Consider the following 16,112-nt stretch of genomic DNA (forward strand, 5'->3'; position numbering starts at 1 on the left):
AGCCGTTCTCCCTGGTCCGCGCCCTGCCATCCCTACAGGGTCGGGCGTGCATCGGACCGAAACACGGCCGTAGCATGACGCAATGCGAGATGTGATTCCGCATCTTGACACGCGGTGAGCCTTCCTCGTACGTTCGTGACGCCTGGCCGACCTGGTACGGCGGCGGGAGACCCCGCCATCGGCCGGACGCCGGTGTCCCGACAGAACGCCCCCCTGGAATCCCGTCGTCCCTTCGGGCCGGGTGACCGCAGGAGTAGGAGCAGACATGGGTATGCGACGTAGGGGAGACGCTCCGGCCCTCCCGGTGGCCCTCCCGGTCACGGCCTCCGGCCGGCGGGCCGCTGTGCCGGGGGACGGCGCGTGAACCTGCTGGCGACCCCCGGCGGCCTGGCCCGTCTCACCGAGGACGGCGACGACGCGGTCCTGCTCGACCTGCCGTTCGGCGACGTCGCGGCCATGCTCGCCGTGGGCGAGGGCTTCGCGCCGGCACGGGCCGCGCGGGAGCTGGGCCGGGTCTCCCTCGACGGGCTGCTGCCCCCGCTGCGCGGTGCCCGCGCGATCTGGGGGGTCGGCCTCAACTACCGCTGCAAGGCCCGGCTCACCGGCCGGTCGATCCCGATCGATCCCATCCTGTTCCTGCGATCGCCGTCGGCGGTGTCGGCCCCCGGGGCGGAGGTGGAGCTGCCGAGCGACCGTTCCAGCCAGGTGGACTACGAGGGCGAGGTGGCCTTCGTGGTGGGGCGGCGGATGTGCCGGACCGCGCCCGAGCGGGTGTGGGAGCACCTGGCCGGGGTCACCGCGGCCAACGACATGACCGCGCGCGACGTCATGGTCGCCACCGCCACGCCCACCCTGGCCAAGAGCTTCCCCGGCTTCGGCGCGCTCGGCGCCTCCGTGCTGGACCTGTCCACGGTCGCCGACCCCGCGAACATCACCGTGCGGACCAGCGTGAACGGGACCGTCCGGCAGGACGCGAGCACCGAGGCGCTGATCTTCGCGGTGCCCGAGCTGCTGGCCACCATCTCCCGCTTCGCCGCGCTGGAGCCCGGGGACGTGGTGCTGACCGGCACCCCCGCCGGGACCGGGCAGGACCGCGAGGTCTTCCTCCGCCCCGGTGACGAGGTCGAGGTGTCCGTCGCGGGGGTGCTGCCGCTGCGCACCCGGTTCCGCTGAAGCCCGCCACCGCCCGGCCCGCGCAGCCGCATCCGGGTCCCCGCACCGCCGGCACCGCCCGCACCGGCCCCGGCCGTCCCCCAGAACCCCTCACAGCCCTCCCGGGCCTCACGGCCCTCAAGAACCGAAAGAACGAGATATGACCGAGACTGCATTCGACCTGGTCCTGTCCGGCGGTACCGTCTTCGATCCGGTGGCGGGCACCCACTCGGTCACCGACGTGGCCGTGACCGGGGACCGGGTGGCGCGCATCGCACCCTCGCTGGCCGGCCAGGTCGCCCGGGCCGGGCAGGTCGTCGACTGCACCGGCAAGTGGGTGATGCCGGGCCTGGTCGAGGGGCACACCCACGTCTTCGAGAACGTCTCGAAGGTCGGCGCCCCGCCGGACGAGGCCCACCTGCGCCGGGGGGTGGTGGCCGCGGCCGACGCCGGCACGGTCGGGGCCTCGACCTTCGCCGCCTTCGACCGGTACGTGGTCCAGGCCGCCGAGATGCGGCTGGTCAACTTCCTCAACGTCTCGGTGCTCGGGCTCATCGACTTCCGCTTCGGCGAGCTGCTCAACCCGGCCACGCTCGTCCCCGAGGACGCGCTGGCCGTCGCGGCGGAGAACCCCGGTGTGGTCCGCGGCTTCAAGATCCGTCTCTCCGAGGACGTGGTCGGCCCGGCCTGGCGCTCGCTGCTCAAGACCTCCCTCGCGCTCGCGGCCGACGCGGGGCTGCCGCTGATGGTCCACATCGGGGAGACCGAGGAGCCGCTACCCGAGGTGCTCGGCCTGCTCCGCCCGGGGGACGTCGTCGCCCACTGCTACACCGGCAAGCCGCACGGCATCCTCGACGGGGACAAGGTCATCGCCGAGGTGCGGGAGGCGCGGGCCCGCGGGGTGCTCTTCGACAGCGCCCACGGCAGGAGCAACCTCAGCTTCGAGGTCGCCAGGAGGGCGATCGCCGACGGGTTCCTGCCGGACCTGCTCACCTCCGACACCAGCGCGCGCAACTGGCGCGGGCCCGTCTTCGACCTGGTCACCAGCGCGGCCAAGCTGCGCGCGCTCGGCATGACCATGGACGAGATCGTGCCGCGGATGACCATCGCCCCCGCCCGGGTGCTCGGCCTGGACGCCGAGGGCTACGGCACCCTGGTCGAGGGCGGTCCCGCGCACGTCACCGTGCTGGAGGACGCCCCCGAGACGACCCTGCCCGACGCGTCCGGCAACTCGATCACGGCCTCCCGGCTGGAGCCCGCGCTCGTCCTGCACCACGGGCGGCGCGTGGAGACCACGCCCTGGCGCGGCCTGGACCGGGACCGGTGACCGTACCCTGCGGACCGGCCGCGCCGTCCTTCGAGCCGGCGACCCGGGAACCGCCGTCCCGGGCCGTCCCGGCGGCGGGGGTCGCCGCGTTGCGGCGGAGGCTGCGGGACGCGCTGGCCGGTGGGGACCGGGTGGTCGGCACGTTCCTCAAGCTGCCGAGCGCCGACTGCGTGGACCTCGCGCGGCAGGCCGGGTTCGACTTCGTCGTTGTGGACCTGGAACACTCCTCGCTGCCGGAGGCGACCGCGCTCGCGCTCGTCCGGCACGCCGCCGCGACGGGCCTTCCGGCCCTGGTACGGGTGCCCGCCGTGGACCCGGCGCTGATCAACAGGGTGCTGGAGGCCGGTGCGGCCGGGGTGCAGCTCTCCACGCTGACCGCGGTCGCCGAGGTCGCCGCACTGACCGGCGCGACCCGCTACGCCCCCCACGGGCGGCGGAGCGTGAGCCTGTCGCACCCGGCCGCGGGTTTCGGCGCGGTGGACCTGGCGGCCTACCTGGCGGCCGAGGCGCAGGACCCGCCGCTGCTCGTCGGGCAGATCGAGACCGCCGTCACCCTGGACCCGGTGCCGGAGCTGGTGGGCGGCCTGGACGTGGCCTTCGTCGGCACCACCGACCTGGTCGTCGGCATGGGGCTTCCCGGTCCGGAGGCGCTGCGCGCGAAGGTCGAGGAGATCGTCGGCGCGGCCCTGTCCGCCGGGGTGGCGCCGGGCGGCTGGATCGCCCGCGCGGACGAGGAACTGCTCACCGGCGGCGGCCTGGGTGCCGCCCGCTACCTCGTCGTCGGCTCCGACGTGCAACTCCTCGGCTCGGCCCTGCGCGAGGTGATCCATCGATGGAAGGAAGCGCAATGACCACCTTCAGCCCGCTGCTGTACGGCCTCGCGGTCAACTGGGACGACATCCCCGCGACCGTGATCCGGCCGGGGGTCTCCCGCAAGGTGTACTCCACCGACGAGGTCATGCTGGCCTGGCACGAGCTGGCCGTCGGCATGACGCTCAACCCGCACCGGCACGACGACTTCGACCAGCTCGTCCTGATCCTTCGGGGCCGGTGCGACTACTACGTCGACGGCGTGCCGCACGCCATGTCGGCGGGGTCGATGCTGCTGGTCCCCCGGGGCGCCGAGCACCACGTCGAGCCCATCGAGGGGCCGTGCGTCAACGTCGACGTGTTCAGCCCGCCGCGCCCGGACTTCCGGGACGCGGTCTGGCTGCCCGAGGGGTAGGCGGCGCGCCGGGAGCGGTCACAGCCCGAAGTCGGCCTTCCTGATCATGCAGTGCACTCCCTTGACCTGGTCGACGACCTGGCTGACCTCGAAGTCGGCCGCCGCGCTGAGGTAGGCCAGGGCCTTGGGCCGCTCCATCCCCTGGGTGCGTTCGAGGAAGCCCACGGCGGCCCGTACGGCACGGCGCATGGCCTCGTTGAGGTCGGTGTGCAGGCCGACCGGGAGCCAGTGGGTGGCGGTCTCGGCGAAGGGCTCGTCCAGCGCGCCCAGGAGCGCGCGGGCCTGGGCCGCGGGGATCACCGACAGGCGCAGCGTGGCGCGCAGCGGCGCCTCCAGCGCGGTCAGCGCGACCTCGCCGTCCCCCTGCGCGTAGTGCGGGTCACCGGCGTAGAACCCGGCCCCGGGCACCTGGACCGGCAGGTAGAGGCTCGACCCGACCTGGAGCTCGTTGATGTCGAGGTTCCCGCCGAACGGGCCGGGCGGCACCGAGTGGACCGGGGCGTCGGTGTCGGAGGCCACGCCCATCAGGCCCAGGAACGGCGCGAGCGGGAAACGCGCCGACCGCCCCTTGCCGAACGGGATGACGCCGTGCAGGCGCCCGGCCTCCTCGACGACCTCGGTGAAGACGCAGACGCTGTTGTACTCCCGGGTCCCGTCCGGCCTCGGGCCGGTGTCGGCCGGGGTCTCGGGGAACTCCCCGGGCAACGCGCCGTAGCCGTGCCTGCTGCTGACGAACCCGTACGGCGCCCGGATCAGCAGGCTGAGCACGTCCACCCGGAGCACGTCGCCGGGTTCGGCCCCGGCGACCGAGATCGGCCCGGTCACCACGTGAGGGCCGTCGTTGTCGTAGTCGTGGGGGATCCCGGAGGCGGCGAACTCGCGCGCGTCGGTGAGCACCCGGTCGGCGCCGACGCCGAACCCGGCGAGGTAGGCGACCGGGTCGCGGCCCTGGTCCTCCAGGATCCCCTCGTGACTCAGCGTGTCGATGGTGACGGTCTCGCCCGAGGCGACGTGGAGCACCGGCAGGTGGCCCCGGTTGGGCAGCAGACCCCAGAGGCTAGTGTCTGAGCTGGTGGGAAGGTAGTGCGAACCATCGATGCGGCCGATCTTCGGCTGGAGCATTGTCCCTCCACGGGGGATATGTCGCTGTCACCGGCCGAGAGAACCCCATGGGTGTTGCGTCGCCGTTAACACCGAGTAACCGAACATTTCGACCTCCGGCCCCGTACTTGACACCGGGAAGACGGGGTAGCAGCATCACATAGCGAGATGGCATCTCGAATTCTCGTTCAAGATCCGCAGGAAGGCCAGGCGCCGCGATGACGCAGCTGACACAGGGACATCCGATCGCCTCCCTCGTGGAGGAGGACGGGGAGGCGCTCTCGTTCCGGGTGCACCGGTCCGCCTACCGGTCCCAGGAGGTCTTCCGCGAGGAGACGGCCCGCATCTGGGGGCACACCTGGCTCTACCTCGGCCACGAGACGGAGATCCCCAAGCCCGGCGACTTCAAGACCAGGACCCTCGGCGGGCGCCCGCTGATCTTCTGCCGTGACTCCTCCGGCGAGATCCAGGTCTTCCTCAACGCCTGCACTCACCGCGGCACGGTGCTGTGCCGCTTCGGCGAGGGCAACACCAGGTTCTTCCAGTGCTTCTACCACGCCTGGGCGTTCAGCAACTCGGGCGAGCTGGCGGCGCTGCCCGGCGACGACGCCTACGCCGACGTGGACGGGTTCCGCGAGCGGATGCGGCTCCGCTCGGTGCCCAGAATCGCGACCCACGAGGGCTTCGTGTTCATCGCCTTCGACCCCGACGTGCCCGACCTGCTGACCCACCTCGGCAAGGCCGCCCACTACATGTCGCTGACCGCCCGGATCGGCCCGGCGGGCATGGAGACCGTGCCCGGCGTGCAGCTGTACGCGGTCAAGGGCAACTGGAAGCTCGCCGTCGAGAACGCGATGGACGGCTACCACTTCGCCCCCACCCACAACACCTTCGTGGGCTACCTGCGCGAGACCGGCTTCGCCGTCACCGACGACGACCAGTACGCCTACGACCTGGGCGGCGGCCACGGCCTGCTGATCCTGACCGGCCACAACGGGCGGATCGGGATGGTCTGGGAGCCGAGGTTCGGCGAGGCCGAGCGGGAGCGGACGGTCGCCAAGCGCGAGGAGATGGTGGACCGGCTGGGCTCCGAGCTCGCCGCCGAGATCGCCGACGCCAGCCGGATCCTCTTCGTCTTCCCCAACCTGCTCCTGTTCGACCTGGAGGCGCTGACCATCCGCCAGCTCGAACCGGTCGCCCCGGACCGGACCGACGTGCGGGCCTGGCAGTTCGTCGAGGTGGGCGAGCCGGCCGAGGTGCGGGAGCTGCGGATCAAGACGATGGTCAGCTTCGTCGGCCCCGGCGGGCTGGCCACCCCGGACGACATCGAGGCGTACGAGGCGGTGCAGCGCGGGATCGAGGCGACCGCGGACTCGGCCGACCCCGCCTTCGACTGGAGCGACATGTCGCGCGGCATGGCCAACGAGCGGCAGGGCAACCAGGGCCGCTCCATCGACGAGGGCGCGATGCGCAGCTTCTGGCGGCACTGGGCCGCCGTCGTGGGCAGGGACTGAGCCGGTGAGCACGGGACACAGGGAGGACGTCGTGGGCGGCAGGACCATCACCCGGCCGGAGGTGGAGGACTTCCTCTACCGGGAGGCCCAGCTGCTCGACGAGTGGCGCCTGGACGAGTGGTTCACCCTCTTCGAGGAGGGCGGGCGGCTGGAGGTGGCCACCACCGACTGGAAGGGCTGGGACAGTTCCTCGGCCGGCTCGTTCATGTGCGACGACTACGACCTCATCCGCGCCAGGGTCAAGCGTCTCAAGAGCCGCAAGGCGCACGCCGAGAACCCGCACTCCAGGACGCACCGGATGGTCTCCAACGTGCTCATCCTGGAGCAGGGCGAGAGCACGGTCTGGGTGGCGGCGAACTTCATCGTGCACCGCTACCGGGACGGCGGCACGTACACCTACGTGGGCCGCTACGAGCACGTCCTGCTCGTGGAGGACGACGGGCTGCGCTTCCGGCTCCGCAGGGCGATCCCCGCGATGGAGACCATGGACGCGGGCGCACGGCTGAGCTTCATCCTCTGATGATCAAACACGTGCTGCTCTTCCGCTTCCGGCCGGACCTGCCGCCGGGTACGGCCGAGGCCGTCCTGGCGGAGCTGGAGACGTTCCCCGCCAGGTACCCGGCCATGCGCGGCTGGGCCTGCGGCCCCAACGTCAGCACCCGCGACACGAGCATGACGCACGGCTTCGTCGTCGAGTTCGACTCCGAGCGGGAGCTCCTGGACTACCTGAACAGCCCCTCGCACGAGGAGTTCGTGCGGCTGCGCTGGCGCCCGGTGATCGAGCGGCAGGCCATCGTGAGCTTCCCCTTCTGACCCGGCCGCGCCCCGCCTCCCCGGGGCTCGGCGCTCCGGAGGACCCCGCGGACGAGAGACATGGAAACGACAAGGAAGAAGAGGTAGCACCATGACAACCGCCACCCGCCGCCGGGCGCCGTACGGGATGGAGTACGCCCGGATCGCGGTGCCCGACATGGCCGCGACCATCGAGTTCCTGCGGTACCACGTGGGGCTTCAGCTCGAACAGCACGACGACGAGCACGCCTACCTGCGCGCCGACATCGAGCACCACTGCGTGGAGCTGCTCAGCGAGCCCGGCAGGGAGGTGTCGCAGACGGTCGCGGTCGGCTTCAGCGTGGAGTCCGGCGAGGTCCTCGACGACCTGCGCGAGCGGGTCGTCGAGGCGGGGCTGGAGGTGCTCCCGCTACAGGACCGGATGAAGGGGCTCTGTGAGCGCGGCTTCGGCGTGCGCGACCCGAACGGGCTGATCGTGGAGCTGTTCACCGAGTTCCACGAGTACGCCGAGCCGCCGCTCGTCGAGCTGCGCCCACTCGACCTGGTGCACCCCTTCATCGCCACCGACAAGTACGACGAGTGCCTGGCCTTCTACACCGGGGTGCTCGGCTTCCAGTCCTCCGACCACGTCGGCGACGTCACCGTCTTCCTGAGGGCCGAGGACCGCTACCACCACAGCCTCGCCCTCCAGCGCAACGAGGAGTACTACGTCGCGCACCTGTGCTTCATGATGAAGAGCTTCGACCACGTGATGCGCGGCAGGGCGCGTGCCCTGTACAAGAACGTCCCCATCGCCTCGGACATGGTCAACCATTCCGCCTCCACCTCGATCGCGTTCTACCTGTTCGACCCCAGGCACGGTCCCAGGTACGAGCTGTGCGACGGCCACCGCGTCCTCACCCCCGAGGAGCACGAGACGCACCGGCCGCGCAGGATGACCGTGGACCCGCGCAACATCGACGTCTGGCGCGCCGCCGCCGACGACTGGGGCCGCTTCTAGGACCGGCCCCGGACCTTCCCACCAGGGCGTCTCCGGCCGGGGCGACGGCGGCGTGACGGGTGAGGTGCCGGCGCGTCTCGTCACTCCCGTCTGGATCCGGTGATCCCCGCAGGGTGCCGGGACCAACCTGCCGGACCCGACTTGGAAGTCCCTTGTGACCGAGTTGCCGACTCAGCGGGCGGCCGCGATCAGGTGGACGTCGCCGAACTCGTGCCAGAGGTAGCCCTCCGCGAGCGCCGCCGCGTACGAGCGGGAGAGCAGGTCGCGGCCGGTGAACGCCGAGAGCATCAGCAGGTGGGTGGAGCGCGGCTCGTGCAGCCCGGTGAGCAGGCCGTCCACCGTCCGTACCCCGGTGTCGGGGGTCACCAGGTGCGAGGTCCAGCCGCTCGCCGGGCCGAGCCGGCCGTCCGGCGTCACGGCCGTCTCCAAGGCCCTGACCACGGTCGTGCCGACCGCGATCACCCGGCCGCCACCGGCGCGGGTGAGCTCCACCTGCCGGGCGGTGGAGGCGGGCACCTCGAACCGCTCCGGGTAGGGCGCCTCGTCCCGCTCGGGCGAGGCCACCCCGGTGTGCAGGGTGATCGGCGCGATCCCGACGCCGCGTGACACCAGCGAGGTCACCAGGCCGGTGGTGAACGGCCGTCCCGCGCTGGGCATCTCCGCGCTGCCCGGCCGCACCCCGAACACGGTCTGGTACGCCTCCAGCGGCCAGTCCCGGTCCACGTAGGAGTAGCGGATCGGCACGCCGTGGCGGCGCAGGTAGCCGGTGACCTCGCGGTCCAGGCTCGCCCGCCACAGCCGGGGCGTCTCCGCCTCCAGCAGCCGCAGCGTCGCCCCGCCCGGCAGCGGCAGCCACTCCCCGGCCGTCCCGCCCCGGTAGGGCCCGTGCTCGGGGAACCTGCGCAGCTCGACCAGCCAGGTGCCGTCCTCGCGTTCGGTGGAGAAGTGCACCGCGAGCCGGTCGAGCCGGACCGCCGCCGGGAGCGTGCCGGAGTTGTTGACCACCAGCAGGTCACCGGGGCCGAGCAGGTCCGGCAGGTCGGTGAACGCGTGGTGCCCGACCCGGCCGGTGCCGCGGTCGGAGACCAGCAGCCGCACCCCGTCGCGGGCCAGTCCCCGGACCTCCGGCGGTTGGCGCGCCTCCAGCTCGCCGGGGAGCACGAAGTCGGCGGCCATGGCGTCCGTCACGGGCGCGCTCGTTCCCGCGCTCATGCGTGCGTCACCCGCCCGCTCCCCGGGCGCTCGGTGACCAGCCGCAGCAGGGTGGGCACGACGGTCTCGGGGGCGGGCGCCGCCGCGGCCTCGGCCGGGCCGAGCGCGTCGGCGAGCATGGCCGTGGACATCTCGCCCGGATCGACCCACCAGACCGTGACGTCCGGTTCCTCCACGGCCAGCACGTGGGAGAGCCGCTCCAGGGCGGCCTTGGTCGCTCCGTAGCCGCCCCATCCCTCGTACGCCTCCACCGCCGCGTCGGAGGAGATGTTCACGATCGCGCCGCGCCGGTCCCGCAGACCGCGCAGCGTCGCCTGGATCAGGGCCAGCGGGGCCAGCACGTTGACCTCGAACAGGTCGCCGAGTGCGCCGACGGGGTAGGCCGCCAGCGGCGGCAGCGGTACCGGGCCCAGCCCGGAGGCGTTGTTGACCAGCAGGTCCAGCCCGCCGGCGTCCGCCGCGGCCCGTGCCAGCCGGTCCCGGTGGACGGGGTCGGCGACGTCCCCGGCCAGGACGAGGGCGCCCAGCCCTTCCGTGGCGGAGCGCAGCGCGTCCTCGCCGCGCGCGGTGAGGATGAGCCGCCAGCCGTCGGCGGCCAGGGAACGGGCCAGGGCCAGGCCGAGGCCGCGGGAGGCACCGGTGATGAGTGCGGTCTTCGTCATGTTCCCGACGGTAGGAACCGGGCACCCCCCGCACATCGGCCGTCGGACCCGGTCCGGCCTGGGCCGATGGTCCTAGGCGGTTCGCGGCGGACCTAGGACCGACGGCGCGCGCGCCGGACGCCCGGTGCGGCCTAGAGTCGTTCCGTGAGCTCCGAGAGCGAGGACCCGGGCGCCGTGCTGCACGCGGTCAGCTCGGCCGTCCTGGCGGTGACCAGGCACCTGTCGGTGCGCGAGGTGCTCCAGGTCATCGTGCGGTCGGCGCAGCGGCTGCTGGACGCCCGCTACGCCGCGCTGGGCGTGCCCGACGAGGCCGGGGCGTTCGCCGAGTTCGTCGCCGAGGGCATCTCCGACGAGGAGTGGGAGGCGATCGGGCCCATGCCCCGCCAGCACGGCATGCTCGGCGCCATGCTGCGCGAGGGCGCGCCGGTCCGGCTGCCCGACATCCGCAGGGACCCCCGGTTCGAGTACTGGCCGCGCGCCCACCCGGTGCTCAAGGACTTCCTCGGGGTGCCCATCCTCGACGGCGACCAGGTGCTCGGCATCATCTTCCTGTCCAACAAGCGCGACCCCGGCGGGTTCACCGAGGCCGACCAGCGCCTGCTCACGATGTTCGCCGCGCACGCCGCGATCGCCCTCACCAACGCCCGCCTGTACGAGCGCAGCCGCGAGCTGGCCCTGGTGGAGGAGCGCACCCGGATGGCCAGGGAGCTGCACGACGCGGTGACCCAGAAGCTGTTCTCGCTGCGCCTGACCGCGCAGGCCGCGGCCTCGCTGGTGCCCGGCGACCCGGTACGGGCGCTGCGGGAGCTCGACCGGGTGGAGAGGCTGGCCGGGGAGGCGCTGGCCGAGCTGCGCGCGGTGATCGTGGAGCTCCGGCCGGCCGAGCTGGGCAGGCACGGCCTGGCCGAGACGCTCCGCAAGCACGTCCGGCTGCTCGACCGGCTCCACCCGGCCTCGTTCTCGTTCTCGTCCTCGCCCCCGGACGGGGAGACGGACGAGGAGGCCGGCCCGCAGGCTCCCGGGGCTCCCGGGGCTCCCGGTGCTCCCGGGGCGGACGGGGGGACGGGGGCGCTCGACCCGGCGATCGAGGTGGCCGTCCTGCGGGTGGCCCAGGAGGCTCTGCACAACGCCTCCAGGCACTCGGCGGCGCGTACCGTCGCCGTACGGCTGGGTCGCGAGGACGGGCGGGTGGTGCTGGAGGTGAGCGACGACGGGGCGGGCTTCGACGTGGCCACCGCCGCGGGACGGGGGCTGGGCATCGCCTCGATGGCCGACCGGGCCGAGGCGGTCGGCGGGAACGTGCTGGTGCGGTCGGAGCCGGGCGCGGGCACGGTGATCCGGATGGAGGTGCCCGCGTGATCCGCGTCCTGATCGCCGACGACCACCCGGTCGTCCGCCAGGGGCTCCGTACCTTCCTGGACCTCCAGGACGACCTGGAGGTGGTCGGCGAGGCCGCCGACGGCGCCGAGGCGGTCGCGCTGGTGGAGTCGCTCGCCCCCGACGTGCTGCTGCTCGACCTGAAGATGCCGGTCCTGGACGGGCTCGGCGCGCTGCTCTCGCTGGCGGAGCGCGGCCTGTCGCCCAGGGTGCTGGTGCTGACCTCGGTCGGCGACCCCGCGGGGGTGGCCCCGGCGATGCGGGCGGGCGCGGCGGGCTTCCTCTACAAGGACGTCGAACCTGCCGCGCTGGTGCAGGCCATCCGCGCGGTGCACGGCGGCCAGGTGCTGCTGGCCGCCGAGGCCGCGGAGGCGATGCTGTCCGGCGCCGGACCGCTCCCGGCGGGGCGGCAGGACGGGGCCCGGAGCGGCGGGCAGGACGGGCCGGTGGCACCGCTGACCGACCGGGAGCGCGAGGTGCTGGCGCTGATCGCCTCGGGCCACTCCAACCGGGAGATCGCGAGAAGGCTCGCGGTGGCGGAGAAGACGGTGAAGACCCACGTCTCCAACGTGCTGATGAAACTGGGCGTGCAGGACCGGACACAGGCCGCCCTGTACGCGGTGCGCAACGGCCTGGCCTGACGACCCCCGGGGGTCCCGGCGGCCCCCTGAGGGTCCTCGGGGACCCCGGCGCGGTCCCCGAGGGGTGCCGGTCAGACCAGCTCGGTCATGGCGTGGTGGGCCACCACCCGGGCGCGCCGTACCGCCCGGTCCAGCTCGCGCAGCGCCTGGCCGCGTACGGCGATCTGGCCGGAGGTGAGCCCCCGGTCGTCGGCGACCCGGAGCACCGCGGCCAGCCGGGCGGCCAGCGCGGCGACCCGGTGGGCGCGGGCGGGGTAGCCGGGGGCCAGGCCCTCGTCCACGATCTCCACCCGCCGCCTGCCCTGGGCCGGCCCCTCGACGCCGAGCAGGGCGTCGGTGGCCGTCCGCATGGCACGGGTCAGCTCGTGCTCGGCCTCGGACAGCGAGGGCAGGTCGGGGGCCACCGTACGGGCCTGGAGCACGCTCCAGCGAACCCCGGCGTACGATGACCCGCGGCGGTCCTTTACCGGGACCAGGCCGAGGCATCTGTCGGGAAGCACGGCTATCGCCGCCTGCCCGGCCTCGATGGCCGCGGAGTTGAAGGGGGGCGGTCCGGTGAGACCGAGCGGGTCACCCGCGACGGGCAGGGCCAGCCGCAGCGACTTCATGCCCTCGATCCGCAGGTCGGCGAGGAATCCGCGCAGAGGGACGTCGCCGGCGTCGCCGGCGACGAGTTGGGGGCCTGCCTGCCGCTCCACGCGGTCGGCGGCCTCGTCGAGGCCCACCTGTCCGGCGAGCCAGGCGTTGCCCCAGCAGACGAGGGTGGCCGAGATCGGTGAATCAGGGTGCACCGATCCACGATATGCGCTTGTCCTGCAATAGGTTTTGTTCCAGCGATTCACGAGGAGGCTTCAGGGATGGGCGGTCAGGTGCTTCGGCTACAGGACGTCACCGTCCGCAGAGACGGGGCGGCCCTGCTGCGGGAGATCGACTGGACCGTTCACGAGGACGAACGGTGGGTCGTCATCGGTCCCAACGGCGCGGGCAAGACGACGCTGCTGCAGGTGGTCGGGGCTCTGCTGTTCCCCACCGAGGGCATCGTGGAGATCCTGGGCGAGCGGCTCGGCCAGAGTGACGTCTTCGAGCTGCGGCCCCGCATCGGGCTGGCGAGCGCCGCGCTGGCGGAGAAGGTCCCGCCGGAGGAGAAGGTCATCGACCTGGTGCTCACGGCCTCGTACGCCATCCTCGGCCGGTGGACGGAGGAGTACGACTCCCACGACGTCACGCGGGCCGTGGAGCTGATCGACCAGCTCGGCTGCGCCCACCTGATCCGGCGGCGGTTCAACACGCTGTCGGAGGGGGAGCGCAAGCGGGTCCAGATCGCCCGCGCGCTCATGCCCGACCCGGAGCTGCTGCTGCTGGACGAGCCCGCCGCCGGCCTGGACCTGGGCGGGCGCGAGGACCTGGTCCGCAGGCTGGCGACGTTCGCGCACGACCCCAAGGCGCCGACCATGGTGCTGGTCACCCACCACGTGGAGGAGATCCCCGGAGGGTTCACCCACGCGCTGCTGCTGCGGCACGGCTCGGTGGTGGCCCAGGGGCCGATCGAGCAGGTGATGACCGCGGAGAACCTGTCGCGCACCTTCAGCGTCCCGCTCAGCCTGGATCGGGGGCGCGACGGCCGCTGGTACGCGAGGGCGCACCAGCTCTGAGACCGTTATCGGCCGTTCAAAGGCCGGTGAAGGGAAAAGCAAATATCCTTCGGTCAGGGTTCCACGGGAATCGACCGCCGGGGATGCGTCATGGAATCGCTCGTCGCCACGCTCGTCGTCCTCGCCGTGGCGGCGTTCGCCGCGTACCGGACGGTCCACGTGGTGCCGCAGGGCACCGCGGGGGTGGTGGAGCGGTTCGGGCGCTACCACCGCACCCTCGGCCCGGGGCCGAGCCTGGTGGTGCCGTTCATCGACCGGATCAGGGACGTCGTCGACCTGCGCGAGCAGGCCGTCTCCTTCCCGCCGCGGCCGGTCGTCACCCGTGACCACCTGGTGGTCTCGGTCGACGTGGCCGTGTACTTCCGAGTCGCCGACGCCCGCGCCGCCACCTACGAGATCGCCAACTTCCTGCTCGCCGTCGAGCAGCTCACCGTCACCGCGCTCCGCGACGCGATCGGCTCCAGGGACCTGGAGGAAGCGCTGGCCTCCAGCGGGGAGATCGGCGTCGAGCTGTGCGCGACGCTCGGACGGGCCGCCGAGGCGTGGGGGGTGCGGATCGGCCGGGCCGAGATCAAGGCGATCGACCCGCCGGTCTCCGTCCGGGAGTCGATGGAGCGGCACGCGTGCGCCGAGCGGGACAGGAGGGCGGCGGTGCTGGCCGCCGAGGGGCGCAGGGAGGCCGCGGTCCTGGACGCCGAGGGCACGCGGCAGGCCGCCGTGCTCAGGGCCCAGGGGGAGGCCGAGGCCGCGGTGCTCGCGGCACGGGCCGAGGCCGACGCCAGGAGGGAACGGGCGGTGGGGGAGGCCGAGGCGGCCGAGATGCTCCTGAAAGCCGTCCGCGAGGGCGGGCCCGGCCCCGAGGTCCTCACCTACGCCTACCTCCGGGCGCTTCTGGAGATCGCCGAGGGGGACCCCGAGCCCGGGACCCTCTCGTCGCGGTCGTCCTCCCCGGCATCCGGAGGCGACGCGGCCCCCCGCTCTCCCCGTCCCTCCCCCGCCGGATCCGGTGCGTCGGCGGGTCCGCGAGAGGCCGGGGCCCCGCCCGCCGGGCGAGAGGCCGGGGCCCCGCCCGCCGGGTGAGGGTCCCCGCGCGGTACGGGTCCCCGCACCCCGGTCAGGGCCACCCCGCCGCCGGGCGGTCGTCGATCTCCTCCTAGCATCCGTTGAGTGCCGTGCACCTTTCGACGGGCGCGAGCCGTACACGTGAGGGGAAGCGCATGACACCGTGGGAGGCGGTCGCGATCTTCGTGGCCGGGATCGGGGCCGGGAGCATCAACGCGGTCGTCGGCTCGGGATCGCTGATCACGTTCCCGACGATGGTCGCGCTGGGGATGCCGCCGATCGTCGCCAACGTCTGCAACAGCATCGGCCTGGTCCCCGGGTCGCTGACCGGCGCGCTCGGCTACCGGGCGGAGCTGAAGGGGCAGCGCCAGCGGCTGGTCCGGCTGGGTCTTCCCACGATCGTCAGCGCGGTGATCGGCGGGGTCCTGCTGCTCTACCTTCCCGCGGAGACGTTCGACATCGTCGTGCCGGTGCTGATCGGCCTGGCGTGCGTGCTGGTGGTGGTCCAGCCCAGGCTGAACAAGTGGCTGAGCGCCCGGCGGGAGCACGCCCGCCCGCACGGCGGGCCCTGGCTCTGGGCGGGCGTGTTCGCGTGCGGCATCTACGGCGGCTACTTCGGCGCCGCCCAGGGCGTGCTGCTGATCGGGCTGCTGGGCAGCTTCCTCGACGACGACCTGCAGCGGATCAACGGGACCAAGAACGTGCTCTCGCTGCTGATCAACACCTCGGCCGCCGTCCTGTTCATCCTCATCGCGGAGGTCGACTGGACCGCGGTGCTGATGGTGGCGCTGGGCGCGGCGATCGGCGGCTTCCTGGGGGCGAAGATCGGCAGGAGGCTGCCCGCCCCGGTGCTGCGCTGGTTCATCGTCTGCGTCGGCGTCGTGGCGATAGTCAAACTGGTGTACGGGTGAACCTGTCCGTCATTGGGTACTTATCAGGTATGAAAGGTGACAAGGTCGAGGTTGTCATCGACGCAGGAGACAGTTCACGAACCTACGAGGTCAGCGCCACGCGAGCGGGACGCCGCGTGGAGGTCGCCAACGCGCGCGGCGGCGTGGTGGAGGTGAGCGAGGTCACCCGGAGTGGTACGGCCGTGCGCACCGCCCGTTTCATGTCCAGCCGTATTCTCGCCCTGGTCGAACACCCCGCCGACGGCAAGCCCGCCTAGGCTCCGCGGCGGCCCGGTCCGGACCGGGAGGGGCATCGCCCGTCCCGGCCCGGCCGTCGCCCGCCCTGCGCGCCCGGCTGCGGGCGCACCGGCCCGCGCCCCGTCACCGGCGTCACATCGCGCCCCGTCAGCCGAGCCCCGTCACGCCGTCACGCCGAGCCCCGTCAGGCCGTCACGTCGAGCCCTGTCGCACCGAGCCCCGTCAGGCCGGACCCCGGCATGCCCGC

The 16,112-nt window shown here is 73.0% G+C and carries 18 protein-coding genes; 14 read left to right on the forward strand and 4 right to left on the reverse strand.

Features of this window, described 5'->3' with window-relative positions; translation table 11 throughout:
• The first annotated feature begins 360 nt into the window (after positions 1 to 360).
• From ACIBCT_RS00860 to ACIBCT_RS00875, 4 genes are all read left to right on the forward strand, one after another.
• Complete coding sequence (locus ACIBCT_RS00860; protein ID WP_399185306.1) at positions 361 to 1,173, forward strand: fumarylacetoacetate hydrolase family protein; 813 nt, start codon at positions 361 to 363, stop codon at positions 1,171 to 1,173.
• Positions 1,174 to 1,312: 139 nt separating this feature from the next.
• A complete protein-coding gene (locus tag ACIBCT_RS00865) occupies positions 1,313 to 2,479 on the forward strand; it encodes an amidohydrolase family protein (protein WP_399185307.1) in 1,167 nt (388 codons plus the stop codon).
• The gene (locus ACIBCT_RS00870) at positions 2,476 to 3,330 is read left to right on the forward strand and encodes an HpcH/HpaI aldolase/citrate lyase family protein (protein WP_399185308.1); all 855 of its coding nucleotides are present in this window, start codon (positions 2,476 to 2,478) and stop codon (positions 3,328 to 3,330) included. Before ACIBCT_RS00865 ends, ACIBCT_RS00870 begins: the two co-directional genes overlap by 4 nt.
• Positions 3,327 to 3,704, forward strand: coding sequence for a cupin domain-containing protein (locus ACIBCT_RS00875; RefSeq protein ID WP_399185309.1), 378 nt, complete (start codon positions 3,327 to 3,329; stop codon positions 3,702 to 3,704). The genes ACIBCT_RS00870 and ACIBCT_RS00875 overlap by 4 nt, the downstream gene beginning before the upstream one ends.
• Positions 3,705 to 3,722: 18 nt before the next feature.
• Here the strand turns inward: ACIBCT_RS00875 and ACIBCT_RS00880 are convergent, their stop codons facing one another.
• Positions 3,723 to 4,826 carry an acetamidase/formamidase family protein gene (locus ACIBCT_RS00880; protein WP_399185310.1) on the reverse strand — a complete coding sequence of 368 codons (1,104 nt, stop codon included), beginning with the start codon at positions 4,824 to 4,826 and terminating at the stop codon, positions 3,723 to 3,725.
• Between the two features lie 197 nt (positions 4,827 to 5,023).
• On the opposite strand from ACIBCT_RS00880, the gene ACIBCT_RS00885 reads away from it, so the two are divergent.
• The 4 genes from ACIBCT_RS00885 to ACIBCT_RS00900 all read left to right on the forward strand — a co-directional run bounded on the left by ACIBCT_RS00885 (position 5,024) and on the right by ACIBCT_RS00900 (position 8,111).
• On the forward strand, positions 5,024 to 6,319 hold the full coding sequence (locus ACIBCT_RS00885; RefSeq protein WP_399185312.1) for an SRPBCC family protein: 1,296 nt from the start codon (positions 5,024 to 5,026) through the stop codon (positions 6,317 to 6,319).
• A gap of 4 nt (positions 6,320 to 6,323) precedes the next feature.
• Positions 6,324 to 6,839 (forward strand): aromatic-ring-hydroxylating dioxygenase subunit beta, encoded by a 516-nt coding sequence (locus ACIBCT_RS00890; RefSeq protein ID WP_344891258.1) that lies wholly within the window; start codon positions 6,324 to 6,326, stop codon positions 6,837 to 6,839.
• Entirely contained in the window at positions 6,839 to 7,132 is a 294-nt protein-coding gene (locus tag ACIBCT_RS00895; RefSeq protein WP_344891255.1) for a Dabb family protein, read from the forward strand. The genes ACIBCT_RS00890 and ACIBCT_RS00895 overlap by 1 nt, the downstream gene beginning before the upstream one ends.
• Positions 7,133 to 7,223: 91 nt before the next feature.
• Entirely contained in the window at positions 7,224 to 8,111 is an 888-nt protein-coding gene (locus ACIBCT_RS00900; protein WP_399185313.1) for a VOC family protein, read from the forward strand.
• 171 nt (positions 8,112 to 8,282) lie between these two features.
• On the opposite strand, the gene ACIBCT_RS00905 is transcribed toward ACIBCT_RS00900, so the two are convergent.
• Positions 8,283 to 9,323, reverse strand: a complete 1,041-nt coding sequence (locus ACIBCT_RS00905) for an S-adenosylmethionine:tRNA ribosyltransferase-isomerase (RefSeq protein ID WP_399185315.1) — start codon at positions 9,321 to 9,323, stop codon at positions 8,283 to 8,285.
• Positions 9,320 to 9,985, reverse strand: a complete 666-nt coding sequence (locus ACIBCT_RS00910; RefSeq protein WP_399185316.1) for an SDR family NAD(P)-dependent oxidoreductase — start codon at positions 9,983 to 9,985, stop codon at positions 9,320 to 9,322. Before ACIBCT_RS00910 ends, ACIBCT_RS00905 begins: the two co-directional genes overlap by 4 nt.
• Before the next feature lie 144 nt (positions 9,986 to 10,129).
• On the opposite strand from ACIBCT_RS00910, the gene ACIBCT_RS00915 reads away from it, so the two are divergent.
• Together ACIBCT_RS00915 and ACIBCT_RS00920 are read left to right on the forward strand one after the other, a co-directional pair.
• Positions 10,130 to 11,344, forward strand: coding sequence for a GAF domain-containing sensor histidine kinase (locus ACIBCT_RS00915; RefSeq protein WP_399185317.1), 1,215 nt, complete (start codon positions 10,130 to 10,132; stop codon positions 11,342 to 11,344).
• Positions 11,341 to 12,003, forward strand: coding sequence for a response regulator (locus tag ACIBCT_RS00920; RefSeq protein ID WP_399185318.1), 663 nt, complete (start codon positions 11,341 to 11,343; stop codon positions 12,001 to 12,003). Before ACIBCT_RS00915 ends, ACIBCT_RS00920 begins: the two co-directional genes overlap by 4 nt.
• Before the next feature lie 71 nt (positions 12,004 to 12,074).
• On the opposite strand, the gene ACIBCT_RS00925 is transcribed toward ACIBCT_RS00920, so the two are convergent.
• The gene (locus ACIBCT_RS00925; RefSeq protein WP_399185319.1) at positions 12,075 to 12,794 is read right to left on the reverse strand and encodes a hypothetical protein; all 720 of its coding nucleotides are present in this window, start codon (positions 12,792 to 12,794) and stop codon (positions 12,075 to 12,077) included.
• Between the two features lie 66 nt (positions 12,795 to 12,860).
• Between ACIBCT_RS00925 and ACIBCT_RS00930 the strand changes: the two genes are divergently transcribed.
• The 4 genes from ACIBCT_RS00930 (at position 12,861) to ACIBCT_RS00945 (ending at position 15,885) form a co-directional block, all read left to right on the forward strand.
• Positions 12,861 to 13,655 (forward strand): ABC transporter ATP-binding protein, encoded by a 795-nt coding sequence (locus tag ACIBCT_RS00930; protein ID WP_344891233.1) that lies wholly within the window; start codon positions 12,861 to 12,863, stop codon positions 13,653 to 13,655.
• A 90-nt stretch (positions 13,656 to 13,745) separates the two neighbouring features.
• Positions 13,746 to 14,735, forward strand: coding sequence for an SPFH domain-containing protein (locus ACIBCT_RS00935; RefSeq protein ID WP_399185320.1), 990 nt, complete (start codon positions 13,746 to 13,748; stop codon positions 14,733 to 14,735).
• Positions 14,736 to 14,872: 137 nt separating this feature from the next.
• Positions 14,873 to 15,628, forward strand: a complete 756-nt coding sequence (locus tag ACIBCT_RS00940) for a sulfite exporter TauE/SafE family protein (RefSeq protein WP_399185321.1) — start codon at positions 14,873 to 14,875, stop codon at positions 15,626 to 15,628.
• Positions 15,629 to 15,657: 29 nt separating this feature from the next.
• Positions 15,658 to 15,885 carry a hypothetical protein gene (locus tag ACIBCT_RS00945; protein WP_329088968.1) on the forward strand — a complete coding sequence of 76 codons (228 nt, stop codon included), beginning with the start codon at positions 15,658 to 15,660 and terminating at the stop codon, positions 15,883 to 15,885.
• Positions 15,886 to 16,112: the final 227 nt, after the last annotated feature.

The organism is Streptosporangium sp. NPDC050855 (genome assembly GCF_044456585.1).
In the GTDB taxonomy this organism is placed as follows: Bacteria; Actinomycetota; Actinomycetes; order Streptosporangiales; family Streptosporangiaceae; genus Streptosporangium; species Streptosporangium longisporum.